This window comes from Frigoribacterium sp. 9N (assembly GCF_902506305.1).
Lineage (GTDB): Bacteria > Actinomycetota > Actinomycetes > Actinomycetales > Microbacteriaceae > Frigoribacterium.
In genome coordinates this window covers 1-14033 of sequence record NZ_LR733400.1, presented here as the reverse complement: position 1 = coordinate 14033, position 14033 = coordinate 1, and the positions used below count along the sequence as shown (strand labels likewise).

At 73.5% G+C, this 14033-nt stretch carries 13 protein-coding genes; 3 read left to right on the top strand and 10 right to left on the bottom strand.

Annotation, left to right across the window (positions count from 1 at the left end; all coding sequences use genetic code 11):
* Nucleotides 1-334 precede the first annotated feature (334 nt).
* The 9 genes from ARTHRO9V_RS15575 to ARTHRO9V_RS15535 all read right to left on the bottom strand — a co-directional run bounded on the left by ARTHRO9V_RS15575 (nucleotide 335) and on the right by ARTHRO9V_RS15535 (nucleotide 9644).
* Nucleotides 335-1060: an SDR family NAD(P)-dependent oxidoreductase gene (locus ARTHRO9V_RS15575; protein WP_201298980.1), complete on the bottom strand. Its 726-nt coding sequence runs from the start codon at nucleotides 1058-1060 to the stop codon at nucleotides 335-337.
* A gap of 3 nt (nucleotides 1061-1063) precedes the next feature.
* Nucleotides 1064-2350 (bottom strand): exo-alpha-sialidase, encoded by a 1287-nt coding sequence (locus tag ARTHRO9V_RS15570; RefSeq protein ID WP_370516215.1) that lies wholly within the window; start codon nucleotides 2348-2350, stop codon nucleotides 1064-1066.
* A complete protein-coding gene (locus tag ARTHRO9V_RS15565) occupies nucleotides 2347-3147 on the bottom strand; it encodes an HpcH/HpaI aldolase/citrate lyase family protein (protein WP_159829048.1) in 801 nt (266 codons plus the stop codon). The genes ARTHRO9V_RS15570 and ARTHRO9V_RS15565 overlap by 4 nt, the downstream gene beginning before the upstream one ends.
* A 110-nt stretch (nucleotides 3148-3257) precedes the next feature.
* Nucleotides 3258-4313 carry an aldo/keto reductase gene (locus ARTHRO9V_RS15560; protein ID WP_159829045.1) on the bottom strand — a complete coding sequence of 352 codons (1056 nt, stop codon included), beginning with the start codon at nucleotides 4311-4313 and terminating at the stop codon, nucleotides 3258-3260.
* Nucleotides 4310-5140, bottom strand: a complete 831-nt coding sequence (locus tag ARTHRO9V_RS15555) for an ABC transporter ATP-binding protein (protein ID WP_159829042.1) — start codon at nucleotides 5138-5140, stop codon at nucleotides 4310-4312. The genes ARTHRO9V_RS15560 and ARTHRO9V_RS15555 overlap by 4 nt, the downstream gene beginning before the upstream one ends.
* The gene (locus tag ARTHRO9V_RS15550) at nucleotides 5133-6017 is read right to left on the bottom strand and encodes an ABC transporter ATP-binding protein (RefSeq protein WP_056046912.1); all 885 of its coding nucleotides are present in this window, start codon (nucleotides 6015-6017) and stop codon (nucleotides 5133-5135) included. The genes ARTHRO9V_RS15555 and ARTHRO9V_RS15550 overlap by 8 nt, the downstream gene beginning before the upstream one ends.
* Nucleotides 6014-7048 carry an ABC transporter permease gene (locus tag ARTHRO9V_RS15545; RefSeq protein WP_159829039.1) on the bottom strand — a complete coding sequence of 345 codons (1035 nt, stop codon included), beginning with the start codon at nucleotides 7046-7048 and terminating at the stop codon, nucleotides 6014-6016. The genes ARTHRO9V_RS15550 and ARTHRO9V_RS15545 overlap by 4 nt, the downstream gene beginning before the upstream one ends.
* Nucleotides 7045-7980 (bottom strand): ABC transporter permease, encoded by a 936-nt coding sequence (locus ARTHRO9V_RS15540; protein WP_043594466.1) that lies wholly within the window; start codon nucleotides 7978-7980, stop codon nucleotides 7045-7047. The genes ARTHRO9V_RS15545 and ARTHRO9V_RS15540 overlap by 4 nt, the downstream gene beginning before the upstream one ends.
* Before the next feature lie 2 nt (nucleotides 7981-7982).
* Complete coding sequence (locus ARTHRO9V_RS15535) at nucleotides 7983-9644, bottom strand: ABC transporter substrate-binding protein (RefSeq protein ID WP_236557111.1); 1662 nt, start codon at nucleotides 9642-9644, stop codon at nucleotides 7983-7985.
* 71 nt (nucleotides 9645-9715) lie between these two features.
* Here ARTHRO9V_RS15535 and ARTHRO9V_RS15865 point away from each other — a divergent pair, with 71 nt between their 5' ends.
* From ARTHRO9V_RS15865 to ARTHRO9V_RS15525, 3 genes are read left to right on the top strand one after another with little or no spacing between them, the layout of a single operon-like run.
* Nucleotides 9716-11029, top strand: a complete 1314-nt coding sequence (locus tag ARTHRO9V_RS15865; protein WP_159829036.1) for a four-carbon acid sugar kinase family protein — start codon at nucleotides 9716-9718, stop codon at nucleotides 11027-11029.
* Nucleotides 11026-12069, top strand: coding sequence for a 4-hydroxythreonine-4-phosphate dehydrogenase PdxA (gene pdxA / locus ARTHRO9V_RS15860; protein WP_056046908.1), 1044 nt, complete (start codon nucleotides 11026-11028; stop codon nucleotides 12067-12069). The genes ARTHRO9V_RS15865 and pdxA overlap by 4 nt, the downstream gene beginning before the upstream one ends.
* A gap of 48 nt (nucleotides 12070-12117) precedes the next feature.
* The gene (locus ARTHRO9V_RS15525) at nucleotides 12118-12894 is read left to right on the top strand and encodes a DeoR/GlpR family DNA-binding transcription regulator (protein WP_056046906.1); all 777 of its coding nucleotides are present in this window, start codon (nucleotides 12118-12120) and stop codon (nucleotides 12892-12894) included.
* 213 nt (nucleotides 12895-13107) lie between these two features.
* Here ARTHRO9V_RS15525 and ARTHRO9V_RS15520 read toward each other — a convergent pair.
* The coding region (locus ARTHRO9V_RS15520) for a MetQ/NlpA family ABC transporter substrate-binding protein (protein ID WP_236557110.1) at nucleotides 13108-14033 on the bottom strand (926 nt) is incomplete at its 5' end.

The window sequence follows — 14033 nt, the reverse complement described above, 5'->3', positions numbered from 1 at the left end:
GTGCTGGTCGGGGGCCCGCGATCGGGGGATCGAGCGGGCGGCCAGCGGAGGTGAGGAGGGCGGCGCCGAGGTGCTCGACGGTGGCCCTGGCCTCCGTCGGCGTTGACACCACCATACGCCTTCTTTTGAATGAATCAAAACAATGGGGGCCCCGATCGTCGCTTTCGGGACAGGCCGCACCACGCCCGCGTCGTCGAACCAGGCCCGCGGATGGTTCGACGACGCGATGGTGGTGCGTCCTCGCAGCCGCTGTGACCTCGACCCGCCGCGACCTCGACCCGCCGTGACCCCGACCCGCGACCTCGACCGGCCGCGACCTCGACCTGGTGCGACGTCAGAGCGAGGCGCCACCGCACACGACGAGCGCCTGCCCGGTGATGCTCCGTCCGTGCGGCCCGAGCACGAACGCGACGAGGGCCGCCACGTCCACCGGGTCGACGAGCGCGCCCAGCGGCGGCACGACCGGAGCCGAGGAGGCGCGGGCCGGGTCGGCGAGCATCGGCGTGTCGGTGGGTCCCGGCGCCACGACGTTGGCGGTGACGCCGCGCGGCGCCAGTTCCGCCGCCCAGCTCCGGGCCAGTGCGACCTGGGCCGCCTTCGTCGCCGCGTACTGGCTCTTAAACGCGACGCCGACGGCGGTGCGGCTGCCGATCAGCACGATGCGACCGCCGTCGGACAGCCGGTCGACGAGTGCGTCGACGAGCGCGGCGGCGGCCCCGACGTGCACGGCGAACATGCCCTCGAGGGCGGCGGGGTCGAGCCGCCCGAGCGGGGCGGCGACCTGGTAGCCGGCCGCGTGGACGATCGCGTCGACCGACCCGACGTCGGCGACCGCTCGCGCGACGTCGGCGGTCACGGAGAGGTCGCAGCCGAGCCACGAGAACCCGTCGCCCAGGTCGACCGCGCGTCGGCTGAGACCGGTCACCCGCCACCCGTCGGCCAGCAGGAACTCGGCGATCGCCCGTCCGATGCCCGAGCTGCAGCCCGTCACCACGGCGTGCCGGTCGGTGCCGGCACCGCGACTTGTCCGGTCGACGTCGGGCGTCCCGTCGTCCGACACGGCTCAGCCCTCGACGTCGGGTCCGAGCAGATCGGCGGCCGACAGTCGCACGTGGCGGATCGCCCGGCGGTGCCAGGTGTACGCCACGTGCACGGCGCCGTCGCCGGTCTGCGTGATGCTCGGGTACGACAGCTCGCGGTTCAGTCCGTCGCGGGAGTTGTTCGAGAGGCACCACCCGTCGCCGTCCTCGAGGTCGACGCGGTGCGGCCAGCTACGGCCGCCGTCCGTCGACACCGCCAGCGACATCGGAGCGCGGGGCGTGCCCCAGAACGCCGTCCGGCCCCCCTCCGCAGGCGACCCGGCCCGCGCCTCCTGGTCGAGGTCCGCGTCCGCGCCGGACAGAACGGCCTGCTCGACGATGCCGGATTCGTCGATCTCGTCGTAGAGCCCGAGGCGGCGCGGGGTGCTCGCGTCGGCGCGGCGGTGGTTGTAGACGATCGCGAGGCGCCCGTCGGCGAGCGGAACCCACTGCATCGAGGAGTTGTTGTTGGGCAGCTCGGTCGGCACCGGTGCCGACCAGTGGCGTCCGCCGTCGGTCGAGCGCGACTCGTGCACGGCGTCGGCCCAGCGGCTGCGGAAGAGGGCGAGCAGCGATCCGTCGGGCAGTTCGTGCACGTTCATGTGCACGGCTCCGGTGCTCCCCGGGACGGCGACCTCACCCCACGTGGAGCCGCCGTCCCGGGAGATCATGACCGAGCTCGTGTCGTGGTCGCCCACCCACGCCTGCCCGGGGGTCGTCACGCAGCGGAAGACCGGCACGAGCAGGTCGCCCGCGCGGGTGACGACCGGCGGTTGCCGGACGAAGACGCCACCCGTCTCGTCGGCCGCGAAGAGGGTCGTGGGCTCCGCCCAGGTGGCCCCGCCGTCGGTGGAGATCCGGCGGCGCACCTCGGCCGAGTCCTGGTTCCCGGCCCGTTGCGCCGTGTAGAGCAACCAGACGTCGCCCGAGGGGGCCGTGAAGAGCACCGGGTTCTGCTCGGAGCGTGCGGGGTCGTCGCTGAGGCGCACCGGTTCGGACCACACCTCGCCGTCGAGGACCGAGCACCAGACGTGGATGTCCGAGACGCCCTCCTGCGTGCCGCCGAACCAGACGCAGGCCAGGCGCCCGTCGGGCAGCTCGGCGAGGTTGGCCGCGTGCGACTGCACCGTGGCCGTCGGCAGGTACGCCCAGGCGCGACCGGCCGCTTCGGGCCGCAGTCGTCCGTCGGCGACCACGTCGTCGGCGACCACGTCGTCCGCGACCGCATCGTCAGCGCCCGCGTCGTCGGCGACCACGTCCTGCCTGCTCACGCCGCGCCTCCGGCGGTCGCGTCGGGGTCGTCCGTCGCGATGGCCCGCTGCAGGTGGTCGCGGGCGGCGGCCTCGAGGTGGTTGAGGTCGCCGGCGACCGTGGCGAACGTGTAACCCGCGGCGAGCCGCTGCCGGGCGACGTCGCCGTGCGGCGTGTGGATGCCCGCGGCGATGCCCGCGGCCTCGGCCGCCGCCGCGACGCGGACGAGGGCGGCGTCGAAGGCCTCCTGCACGGCCGGGTCGCCCGGGTAGGCCCCGCCGACCGCGATGCACAGGTCGCTCGGCCCGACGTAGAGGCCGTCGAGCCCCGGCGTCGCGGCGATCGCCTCGACGTTCGCCAGCCCGTCGGGCGTCTCGATCATGGCGAGCACGATCGTCGTGTCGTTCGCGTCCGCCGGCACGGGGCCGAAGCGCAGGCTCGACCGCATGGGGCCGTACGAGCGGCGGCCGTGCGGCGGGTACTTCGCGCTGCGCACGGCGGAGGCGGCGTCCTCGGCCGTGTCGACGAGCGGCACGATGACGCCGGCCGCCCCGGCGTCGAGGGCCTTGCCGATCGGGGTGATGTCGTTCGCCTCGACCCGCACGAGCCCGGCCGAGGTCTGCCCCGCGTCGATGGCGAGCAGGCCGGTCATCATGCCCTGGTAGCCGAAGAGGCCGTGCTGCGCGTCGAGGCAGACGTAGTCGTAGCCGAGCCGCGCGATGCGCTCGGTCGCCGGCGGGGCGTCGAGGGTGATCCAATAGCCGACCGCCCTCTCGCGTCGGCGGATCGTACGGGCGAAGTCGCTGGCGGTGCTCATGGTGCTCTCTCTCGTGCGGGGCGTGCGGTCGGTGCGGTGCGGTGCGGTGCGGTGCGGTGCGGTGCGGTTCGGGGGCGTGCGGCGCGGTGCGGAGGGTCGGGAGGCGCGGCTCAGCGCGCGTACGGAGGCATCGGCCCCCGCAGCTGACGCCCGACCTCGTCGCAGGCCGCCACCACCTCGTCGGGCAGCGGCCCGGCGGCGACGGCGGCGACGTTGGCCGTCAGCTGTTCGGGCCGGGAGCCGCCGAGCAGCACCGACCCGACCTCGGGTCGGTACGCCACCCAGCGCAGGGCGAGCTCGACGAGCGTCACGCCGGCCTCGGCGGCGACGCCCGACAGGCGGTCGATCGCGGCGAACAGGTCGGCGTCCCAGTAGCGCTTCGTGTACATCTCGGCGAGGGCCGAGTCGCCGAAGCGCCCGTCGGCCGGCGTCTCGTCGAAGCGGTGCCGACCGGTCAGGAGGCCGCCGCCGAGCGGGTTGTAGACCATCGTCTCGAGCCCGTGGACGCTCGCGAACTCGAGGTACTCGTCGTCGAGGCGGCGGGCCACGAGGTTGCACAGCTGCTGGGCGACGACCGGCCGGGGTGCGCCCACGGCGTCGGCGACGCGCTCGACGTCGCCGATCTGCCAGGCGGCGTAGTTCGAGACGCCGAGCGAGAGCACCTTGCCCTCGGCGACCAGGGCGGCGACGGTCGAGAGGGTCTCGTCGAGCGGGGTCGCCCGGTCGGGCTGGTGCAGGTAGAACAGGTCGAGACGGTCGGTGCCGAGGCGGCGCAGGCTCGCCTCGACGCTCGCGCGGAGGGCCACGGCCGAGAGCGGCGGCAGTCCGCCCGCGTCGGCGTGCGGCATGCCCGCCTTCGAGGCGAGCACGACCTCGTCGCGCCGCCCGGCGAGCAGGCGGCCGAGCATCGTCTCGGTCGTGCCGCCGACGTAGGCGTTGGCCGTGTCGATCCAGGTGACGCCCGCGTCGCGCGCGGTGTCGAGCATGCGGGCGGCGGTGGCCTCGTCGACGGTGTCGCCGAAGGTCATCGTGCCGAGCACGAGCCGAGGAGGCGCGGGGCGCGTGGCCGCCTCGGCCACCGTGTCCGCGGCGTCGAGCGGGGCGGTGTCGACCGGGGTGGGGTCGAGCGGGGTGGTCTCGGTCCGGGCGGTGTCGGTCCGGGTCATGCGGTGGCTCCCAACGAGAGGCTGCGGACGACGTGGCGCGGCTTCACGCCGGTCATCGTCGCGGGGTCGAGGGCGGCCCGGCGCAGCCGCCGCGTGTAGTCCTCGGCGGGCGACGTGAGCACCTGCGCCGTGGCGCCCTGCTCGACGACGGCGCCCTGCTTCATGACGAGGACGCTCTCGCTGATCTGCTGCACGACGCCGAGGTTGTGCGAGATGACGACGTAGGTGATGCCGGTGTCGACCTGGATCTCGCGCAGCAGGTCGAGCACCTGCGCCTGCACCGACACGTCGAGCGCGCTCGTCGCCTCGTCGCAGATCAACAGGTCGGGGCTCGAGGCGAGCGCCCGGGCGATGCCGATGCGCTGGCGCTGGCCGCCGGAGAACTCGTGCGGGCGACGGTCGAGCGCCGTCGAGGGCAGGCCGACGCGGTCGATCAGGCGCGCCGCCTCGGTGGCCCGGTCCTGGGCCGACCGCACGCCCTTCAGCCGGAGAGGCTCGGCGACGATGTCGCGGGCGCTCAGGTGCGGGTCGAGCGAGCCGTACGGGTCCTGGAAGACCATCTGGAAGCGGTGCCTCAGGGGCCGCAACCGCGCCTCCGACAGGGTCGCCAGGTCGGTGCCGTCGAGCACGATGCGCCCGCTGGTCGGCTGCAGCAACCGCATGACCGCCTTGGCGATCGTCGACTTGCCGCAGCCCGACTCGCCCACGATGGCGAAGGTGCTGCCGCGGCGCACCGAGAACGACACGTGGTCGACGGCGCGGTGGGCACTCGAGCCGCTGCCGTAGTCGACGACCAGGTCGTCGACCTCGAGGATGGTGTCAGACACGGGTGGCCTCCGGTCGGTCGGTGCTGGTCGTGGCGGGCGTGGACGGCGTCTCGTCCCAGGCGCCCAGGGTGGGCACCGCGGCGAGCAGCCCCTGCGTGTAGGGCTCGGCGGGGTGCTCGACGATCTGCCGCACGTCGCCGGACTCGACGAACACGCCGGCCTTCATGACGTGGATGCGGTCGGATACGAGCCGGGCGACGCCGAGGTCGTGGGTGATCATCAGCAGGCCGATGCCGCGCTGCTCCTGCAGCTCGAGCAACAGGTCGAGGATGCCGGCCTGCACCGTGACGTCGAGGGCGCTGGTGGGCTCGTCGGCCACGATCAGCTGCGGCTCGCAGGCCAACGCGATGGCGATCAGCACGCGTTGCAGCATGCCACCCGAGAGTTGGTGCGGGAACTTCCCCAGCTGGGCCGCCGGGTCGGGGATGTGCACCTGCTCGAGCAGGCGGACGGCCCGCGCGGTGACGGCGGCCCGACCGCTGGCGGCCCCGGCGATGCGGATGGCCTCGCCGAGCTGCGAGCCGATCGACCGCACCGGGCTGAGCGCCGTCATGGGGTCCTGGGGGATCAGGGCGACGGCCCGACCGCGCACCTTGCGCACGGCCGAGGCCGAGGCGAGCACGTCGAGTCCGGTGATGCGCACGTGGCCCGAGACGACGGCGAGGTCGGCGGGCAGCAGCTGCAGCACGCCCATGGCGGTGGTCGACTTGCCCGACCCCGACTCGCCGATGATCGTGACGGTCTCGCCCCGGGCGATGTGGAACGAGACGCCGTCGACGGCGCGCACGATCCCGTTCGTCGTCATCAGCTCGATCTGCAGGTCACGCACCTCGAGGAGCAGGTCGGGGTCGACGGTGTCGTCGGTCACGGAGGTCATGCGATCGTTCCCTTCTGCGGTTCCGGGGCCGGTGCCGGGGTCGGGGCCGGGGTCGACGGGCGCAGCCCGACGAACCGACGGAGGCGCGAGGCCGTCGACCGGCGCGGCCGGTCCCGCAGGGCGTCGCCCAGCAGGTTGACCCCGACGACGAGCAGCACGATGAACAGACCCGGGATCGTCACCATCCACCAGGCGGTCGTGACGTAGTCCTGGCCGTCCGAGATGATGCGGCCCCAGGTCGCGAACGGTCGCTGCGGGCCGGCCCCGAGGAAGCTCAGGGCGCTCTCGAGCAGCACGGCCTGCGCGAGCAGCAGCAGCACGACGAGCGTCGCCTGCTTGATGACGTTCGGGACGACGTGGCGCAGCAGGATCGTGAAGCGGTTCAGGCCGAGCGTGCGGGCCGACGAGACGTACGGCTTCTCGCGTTCGACGAGCACGAGCGACCGGGTCAGGCGGGCCACCTCCGGCCATTGCGCGATCGCGATGACGAAGGTGATCACCGGGATCGACGGGCCGAAGAGGGCGACGACGAGCAGCAGCATCATCAGCAACGGCAGCGACATCTGGGCCTCGAGCAGGCGGCTGATCAGCGTGTCGGCCCAGCGCCCGTAGAACCCGGCGATCGAGCCGAGGACGACGCCGATGGCGCCCGAGACGATGACCGCCAGCACGCCGATCGCGAGCGAGACCTGACCGCCGTGCAGCACCCGCGAGAGCAGGTCGCGACCGAGCTGGTCGGTGCCGAACAGGTGGCCGGCGGTGAACGGAGGCGCGAGGCGGTTGCCGAGGTCCTGGCCGTTCGCGTCGGGCAGCGGGAGGGCCTGTGCCAGCACGATCGGGATGATCACCACGAGGGCGCAGATCGCGCCGACCCAGAGCTTCACCCGTGCGGCGGAGGTCCGCCGGGCCGCCTCGGACCTCTTCAGCAGGCGCGGCGTGACCGCGGTGCGTCGCGCCTCCTCGGGGGTGCGACCGGCCGCGCCGGCGGTCGACGTGCCGGACGGCTGTCCGGTGGTCTCGGTGCGGGTCATGCGGCACTCGCCTTTCCGAGCCGCACGCGCGGATCGAGCAGGGGGTAGGCGAGGTCGATCAGCAGCTGGACGCCGACGGCGAGCAGCGACGTGACCAGCACGGTCGCCTGGATGAGGGGGTAGTCGCGGGTCTCGAGCGCCCGCACGATGAGCGACCCGACGCCGGGCCAGGCGAACACGACCTCGACCACGACGACGCCGTTGAGCATCGCCGCGAAGCGCGTGCCGAGGGCCGTGAAGACGGGGATCGCCGAGTTGCCCATGGCGTAGCGCCAGGTCAGGGCCCGCTCCGAGACGCCGCGCGACCGGGCCACGGTCAGGTAGGGCGCCGAGAAGTTGGTCGCCATCTCGCGGCGCACGAGCCGGGAGATCAGGGCCACCTGCAGGATGGCGATCGTCACCGTCGGCAGCACGAGGCCGCCCCAGGTGGCGAAGCCCGAGGCCGGGAAGATCGGGATCACGACGGCGAAGGCGCTGAGCAGCAGGATGCCGGTCCAGAAGTCGGGCATCGACTGACCCGCGATGGCGACGACGTTGACGCCGGTCTCGCTGCGGGTGTCGGTGCGACGGGCCATCCAGACGCCGAGCGGGATCGACACGACCGCCGCCAACAGGATCGCCGCGAACGACAGGGTCAGCGTGTACGGCAGCCGTTCGAGCACGACCTGCACGGCCGGTGCCTGGAACGAGTACGAGGTACCCAGGTTGCCCGTGAACAACTGCTGCAGGAACACGCCGTACTGCTGCAGCAGCGGGTCGTCCAGGCCGAACTGCTCGCGCACGGCGGCGAGTTGCTCGTTGGTCGCGAGCGGCCCGGCGTAGGCCACGGCCGGGTCGCCGGGGGCGAGGCGGATCAGCACGAAGACCGTCGACACCGTGAGGAACACGGTGAGCAGGCCCTGGCCGAGGCGCTTGAGGATGTAGGTCGCCATGGTCAGGCCCCCAGTCGGACGTCGGCGAGCGGATACGTGTTGGACGACGCGAGGGCGAGGCGCTCGACCCGCTCGCGACGGGCGAGCACCGACTTGGGCACGAAGGCCCAGGCGCAGGGCCAGGTGTCCCAGGCCGCCTGCTGCGCCTCGGCGAGCCGCTGCTGGCGCAGGGTCGCGTCCGGCTCGGTCGACGCCCGGGCGATCGCCTCGGCCACGTCGGGCTGCACGTAGCCCTGGTACGTGTCGCGGGTCTGTTCCTTCTCGGCGGTGCCCGCGTACATGCCCTGCAGGATGGTCAGCGCGAGGCCGGTGGGGGCCGAGAAGCCGTTGCCGAGCAGGTCCCAGTCGCCGGCCTTGCCCTGGCGCCACTGGAGGATGTCGCCGCCGGGCTCGAACTGCTGCAGCGTGGTCCGCACGCCGATCGCGCCGAACATCTCGACGAGCGCCTCCATGATGAAGGTGTCGCCGGCGAACTCGCCGGTCTCCCAGATGATGCGCAACGTGAGGTCGCTCGCCCCCAGCTCGGCGAGCGTGCGGCGGGCGAGGTCGGGGTCGTAGGTGTACTCGCCGGTCTTCGCGTAGCCGAGGAGGCTCGGCGGGACGACGCCGTCGGCCTGCGTGACCGAGTCGGTCAGCACGTCGCGCACGAGCGCCCGGCCGTCGATCGCGTGGCTGAGCGCCTCGCGCACCCGGGCGTCGGCCAGCGGGTGCCCCTCGGGCTTGCGGAAGTTGTAGAAGATCTGGTTGATGCGCAGGCTCGAGGCCTCGTCGAGGACGATGCCGGGCAGGCCCTGCAACTGGGTCGCCGAGTCGGGCGTGATCGAGTCGATCACGTCGACCTCGCCGCTGCGCAGGGCGATCACGCGGCTGGACTCCTCGGGCAGGAACCGCACCTCGACCCGGTCGACGCCCGGCGCCTCGCCCCAGTACTGCTCGTTGCGGCTCAGGCTGTAGGTGCCCGCGCCGCGGTTGAACCGGGTGACGACGAACGGGCCGCTGCCCACGCCGTCCTGCAGCTCTTCCGGTTTGTTCGCCGCGGCCGGGGTGATCAGGATGTTGCTCATCAACGCGTCGAGCACCGGGATCGGCTGCGACGAGTCGAGCGTGAAGGTGCGCTCGTCGATCGCGGTCACGGTCGGGAACTCGGGGAAGAAGCTGGCGACGAACGAGCCCTGCACCTGCTCGTACATCTGCAGCGCGGTGGCGACGTCGGCGACCGTGACGGGCGTCCCGTCCGAGTAGCGCACGCCCTCGCGCAGCCGGACCGTCCACTGCGTGTCGCTCGTCGGCTCGAAGCTCTCGGCGAGCACGAGCTCGGGCGTGATGTCGGGGCCGATCTGCGTGAGGGCCTGGCGCACCGCCCGCTGCACCGTGACGGCCGCGTCGAACTGGTTCAGCTTGTTGTCGAGGCTGACCAGCGAGCGGTTGAGGGCCAGGGTCAGCGTGCCGGGTCCGGGCAACCCGGTCGGTCCGGCGCAGCCGGCGAGGCTGGTGGCGGTCACGAAGAGGCCGGCCGCGGCACCCCAGCGGAGCAGGGTGCGGCGAGACATCTCGTGGTCCGCGAACGGAACGGTCATCATCGACCTCTCGATCCAGGGGTTCGACGAGGTCGACGGCGCCCGGTCCCGCAGCGCTGCGACGCCCTCGTCCGGGCTGGATGACACTGTGCCACCGCTGCGCGTTTCGCGCAAGACCGGTGGCGCATAACGCGCAGTCGTGTCAGGATGGCGGCATCATGAGCCCGATCACCGTCATCGCCGACGACCTCTCCGGCGCCGCCGAGACCGCCGAGCAGTTCCGGCTGCGCGGTCATGAGACCGTGGTCTCGCTCGGCGTGCCGGCGGGTCCCGCCGCGGCGGTCACGGTCGTCGACGTCGGCACCCGCGCCGGTACCGCCGAGGAGGCGCGGGTCGCGATCGACACGCTGCCCCTGACGGCCGGCACCCTCGTGCTCAAGAAGACCGACTCCCTGTGGCGCGGCCACGTCGGGCCCGAGCTCGAGGCCCTGGCCGCCCGCGGGTACGACCTCGTCGTGGCCGGCGCACTGCCCGCCCTCGGGCGCACCGTCGTCCACGGGCGGCCCCTGGTGGACGGGCGACCCCTCGCCGAGACGGCGTTCTGGCATCTCGAACCGCACGGCGCCCCCGCGACCCTGGCCGAACTCGTCGACCGGCCGACGGTGCTCGTCGGCCTCGACGTGGTGCGTTCGGGACCGGACGCGTCCGCGGCGCACCTCGACGCCGCCCTCGCCGGGGGAGCGGTGCTCCTGGTCGACGCCGAGACCGACGACGACCTCGCCGCCGTGGTCGACGCCGTCCTCCGACTGGTCGCCGCTCCCGGAGTCCGTCGGCCGGTCGCCCTCGCGGGCAGCGCGGCGCTCGCCGCCGCCCTGGCCGACGCGGTCGCTCCGGAATCGAGCCCGGAGGCTGGTCTTCACGCGTCGGACGAGGCCGGGGTCCGCGACGAGGCCGGGCCCCGCGACGGGGCCGGGGCCGAGCGGCCCGTGCTCGTCGTGGTCGGTTCGGCCGCCGAGGTGGCCCGGGGCCACGCCGACGCGCTCGCCGCGACCGGTGCGGACGTGCACGTGCTCGACCCGGCGGACGACGCGGGCCCCGTCGTCGAGGCGACCCGCGCCTCCTTGTCCCGGTCGTCCGTCGCCGTGCTGACGGTCACCGCCCGGCGCCTGCCCGACCCGCTCGTCGGATCGGCGGCCCTCGCCGAGGTCGTCGCCCGGATCGACGCCGACGTCGAGCTCGACCTCGTGCTGACCGGCGGCGAGACCGCCCGCGCGGTGCTCGACCGGCTCACGACGACCACCCTGCGGCCGCTCACCCAACTCGAGCACGGCGCCGTCCTCAGCCTCGCGGGCGACGGGCGGGGGGCCGCGGGCGACGACCGGCTCGTCGCCACCAAGCCCGGCAGCTTCGGCGGCCCGACCGTGCTCGCCGACCTCGTCGACCTGGTGCGCCGCACGCGCGCCGGCGCCGACCCCCACGACCTCACCGCGTCGGCAGCGTCCGGCGCCCCCACGAAACGGAGAACCCCATGACCACGACGACCCCCGACACGCGGCCGTTCATCGCCGTCACCATGGGCGACGGCGCCGGCGTCGGACCCGAGGTCACCGTCGGCGCACTGCTCGACGAGGCCGCCTACCGCGACGCGCGACCGGTCGTCGTCGGGGACGCCCACCGCCTGCGGCTCGGCGCCGCCGCGCTCGGGGTCGACGCCGAGATCGTCGAGGTCGACGGGCCCGCCGACGCCGTCTTCACCCCTGGACGCATCAACGTCGTCGACCCGCACCTGCTCTCGGCCGACCTGCCCTGGGGCGCCGTCTCGGCCGAGGCCGGCCACGCGGCGTACGAGTACATCCGCATCGCGTGCGAGCTCGGCATGGCCGGTCTCGTGCAGGGCATCTGCACCGCACCGCTGAACAAGGCGGCGCTGCACGAGGCCGGTCACGTGTTCCCCGGCCACACCGAGCTGCTGGCGCACTTCATGGGCGTCGGCGAGGTGTCGATGATGCTCTCGACCCCCAAGATCAAGGTGATCCACGTGACGACCCACATCGGGTTGATCGACGCCATCGCGAAGATCGAGCCCGGCCTCGTCGAGCGCACCGTGCGCCGTGGCTGGGAGGCGCTGCGCCGGGCCGGCGTCGACGACCCCAGGATCGGCGTCTGCGCGATCAACCCGCACGCCGGCGAGAACGGGCTCTTCGGCTACGGCGAGGAGGCCGAGAAGATCACCCCGGCCCTCGAGGTGCTCCAGGCCGACGGCATCCGCGCCGTCGGGCCGCTGCCGGCCGACACCGCGTTCTTCCTCGGCGGCCGCGGCGACTACGACCTCATCGTGGCGATGTACCACGACCAGGGCCACGGCCCGGTGAAGGTGCTCGGCATCGAGGCGGGGGTCAACATCACCGTCGGACTGCCCGTGATCCGCACCTCGGTCGACCACGGCACCGCGTTCGACATCGCCGGCACGGGCGTCGTGGCCGTCGGTAGCATGATCGAGGCGTTGCGCCAGGCGGTCGAGATGTCGCCCAGCCCGGCCGACGCCGCCCGGGTCGGTGCGTCGTCGGCGTGACGTCGCCCGCCCCACCGATCAGGACGGCCATCGCATGAGCACCACCGCATGAGCACCACGGCACGCGAGCGACGCCGCGACATCGTCGACCTGGCCCACACCACCGGCCTGGCGAGCGTCGACGAGCTGAGTCGTCGCTTCGAGGTGACCCCGTCGACCATCCGCCGCGACCTCGCCGAGCTCACCCGGCGCGGCGAGATCGCCCGCACCTACGGCGGGGCCATGCCGCTCGGTGCCCCCGGTGCCGAGCCGACCTTCCGTCAGCGCAACCTCGAGGCCGGGGTGGCCAAGGCCGAGATCGCGCGGCACGCCCGCACGCTGGTCCACGACGGCGAGACGCTGCTGTTCGACGCCGGTTCGTCGGTCGCGGCCCTCGCCCGGGAGGCGCGCTCGGGTCTCGTCGCGACCGTCGCCACCACCTCGATCGCCGTGATCCAGCAGCTCGCCGACTCGGACGGCATCCACCTCGAGTGCCTCGGCGGCACGCTGCGACCTGCCAGCCAGGGGTTCGTCGGGCCGCTGGCCGAGGCCGCCCTCGAGCGCCTGACCTTCGACCGGGTGTTCCTCGGCGCCGACGGCGTGCTCGCCTCGGGCCACGTGGTCGAGGCCGACCTCGTGCAGACCCGGCTCAAAGAGCTGATGTGCCGGCAGTCCGAGCGCGTCTACGTGCTGGCGGACGGGTCGAAGCTCGGTCGCGCGACGTTCCACGCCCGCGCGGCGCTGCCCGAGGGCTGGACGCTCGTGACCGACGCCACCGCCACGACCGAGGCGCTGGCCGAGTTCGCCGCCGCCGGCGTCGACGTGGTCGTCGCGCCCGCCGGCTGAGCCGGACGCCCGCTGGCCCGCCCGCCGGTGCGCTGGCCTGCACGCCCGGCCCGCACGCCCTCGCGCCCGTGTCGCACCGCCGGATGAACGTCGCACCGCCCGTTTCGGCGGTGCGACGTCCGATCGGCGGTGCGATCTCCACACGGACTCGGGTCGCAGGCCTCGGAGGTCGTGCTCGCCTGATCCGCGGTGCGACCGACACCGCGGTGCGACCTACTCCCCGTCGAGCGGCAGCAGGATGCCCTTCACGCGGGGATCGGTCGCGAGGAACTCCTGCACGGCCGGGTCCTGGAAGGCGGCGACGAGCTTCTTCACGGCGTCCTCGTCGGCGTAGTCGCTGCCGATGGTGAGCTGGCCGGCGAACTCGTCCGGTGCGGCGGGGGCGAAGATCTGCTGCTCGATCGGCACGCCGGCGGCGAGGTAGTACTCGGTGTAGCCGACGGCTGCGTCGAGGTCGGGCAGGGCCCGCGACTGTGCGGCGAAGTCGAGCAGGGTGAACTGCAGGTCCTTCGGGTTCGAGGCGATGTCGTCCTGGGTGGCGTGTGCCTTGTCGACGCCGTCCTTCAGCGTGATGAGGCCGGCGCGCTCGAGCACCCAGAGCCCCTGGGCCTCGTTGGCCGGGTCGGAGTACAGCGACACCGTGGCGCCGTCGGGCAGCTGGCCGGGATCGGTGTACTTCGACGACCAGAGGCCGAAGCCCCAGCGGAACACCGGCGTCGCCGCTTCCTCCCGGAAGTCCGGGTTCGAGGCGAGCACCTGGTCCAGCCACAGTTCGTGCTGGTACACCGTGCCGGCGATCTCGCCCTCGCTGACGGCCCGGTTGATCGTGTTGCTGTCGCTCAGGCCCGTGAAGGCGACGGTGATGCCGTACTTCGGGGCGACCTCGTCGGCGACGAACTGCACGAGGGCCTGCTCGGAGGCGTTGCCCTCGGCGGTGGCGACGGTCAGCGTCGCCCCGGCCTCGGCGACGGCCGGCCCCGCGGGCGCGGTCAGGGGCACGACGATCGCGGCGGCGACGGCGACGACCGCCACCGCGCCTCCGGCGATCCAGGGCCAGCGGCGACGACGCCTCAGCTCGAAGCCGTGGTCGTCCGTGACGGACGGGGTGCCGGGTGCGGGGGTGGGGGTGTTCTCGGGCA

Excerpts from the sequence above, each read along its gene's own strand:
- ARTHRO9V_RS15565 (WP_159829048.1), bottom strand. The coding sequence starts at position 3,147 with ATGAGCACCGCCAGCGACTTCGCCCGTACGATCCGCCGACGCGAGAGG.
- ARTHRO9V_RS15560 (WP_159829045.1), bottom strand. The coding sequence starts at position 4,313 with ATGACCCGGACCGACACCGCCCGGACCGAGACCACCCCGCTCGACCCC.
- ARTHRO9V_RS15550 (WP_056046912.1), bottom strand. The coding sequence starts at position 6,017 with ATGACCTCCGTGACCGACGACACCGTCGACCCCGACCTGCTCCTCGAG.
- ARTHRO9V_RS15545 (WP_159829039.1), bottom strand. The coding sequence starts at position 7,048 with ATGACCCGCACCGAGACCACCGGACAGCCGTCCGGCACGTCGACCGCC.
- ARTHRO9V_RS15540 (WP_043594466.1), bottom strand. The coding sequence starts at position 7,980 with ATGGCGACCTACATCCTCAAGCGCCTCGGCCAGGGCCTGCTCACCGTG.
- ARTHRO9V_RS15865 (WP_159829036.1), top strand. The coding sequence starts at position 9,716 with ATGAGCCCGATCACCGTCATCGCCGACGACCTCTCCGGCGCCGCCGAG.
- pdxA (WP_056046908.1), top strand. The coding sequence starts at position 11,026 with ATGACCACGACGACCCCCGACACGCGGCCGTTCATCGCCGTCACCATG.
- ARTHRO9V_RS15525 (WP_056046906.1), top strand. The coding sequence starts at position 12,118 with ATGAGCACCACGGCACGCGAGCGACGCCGCGACATCGTCGACCTGGCC.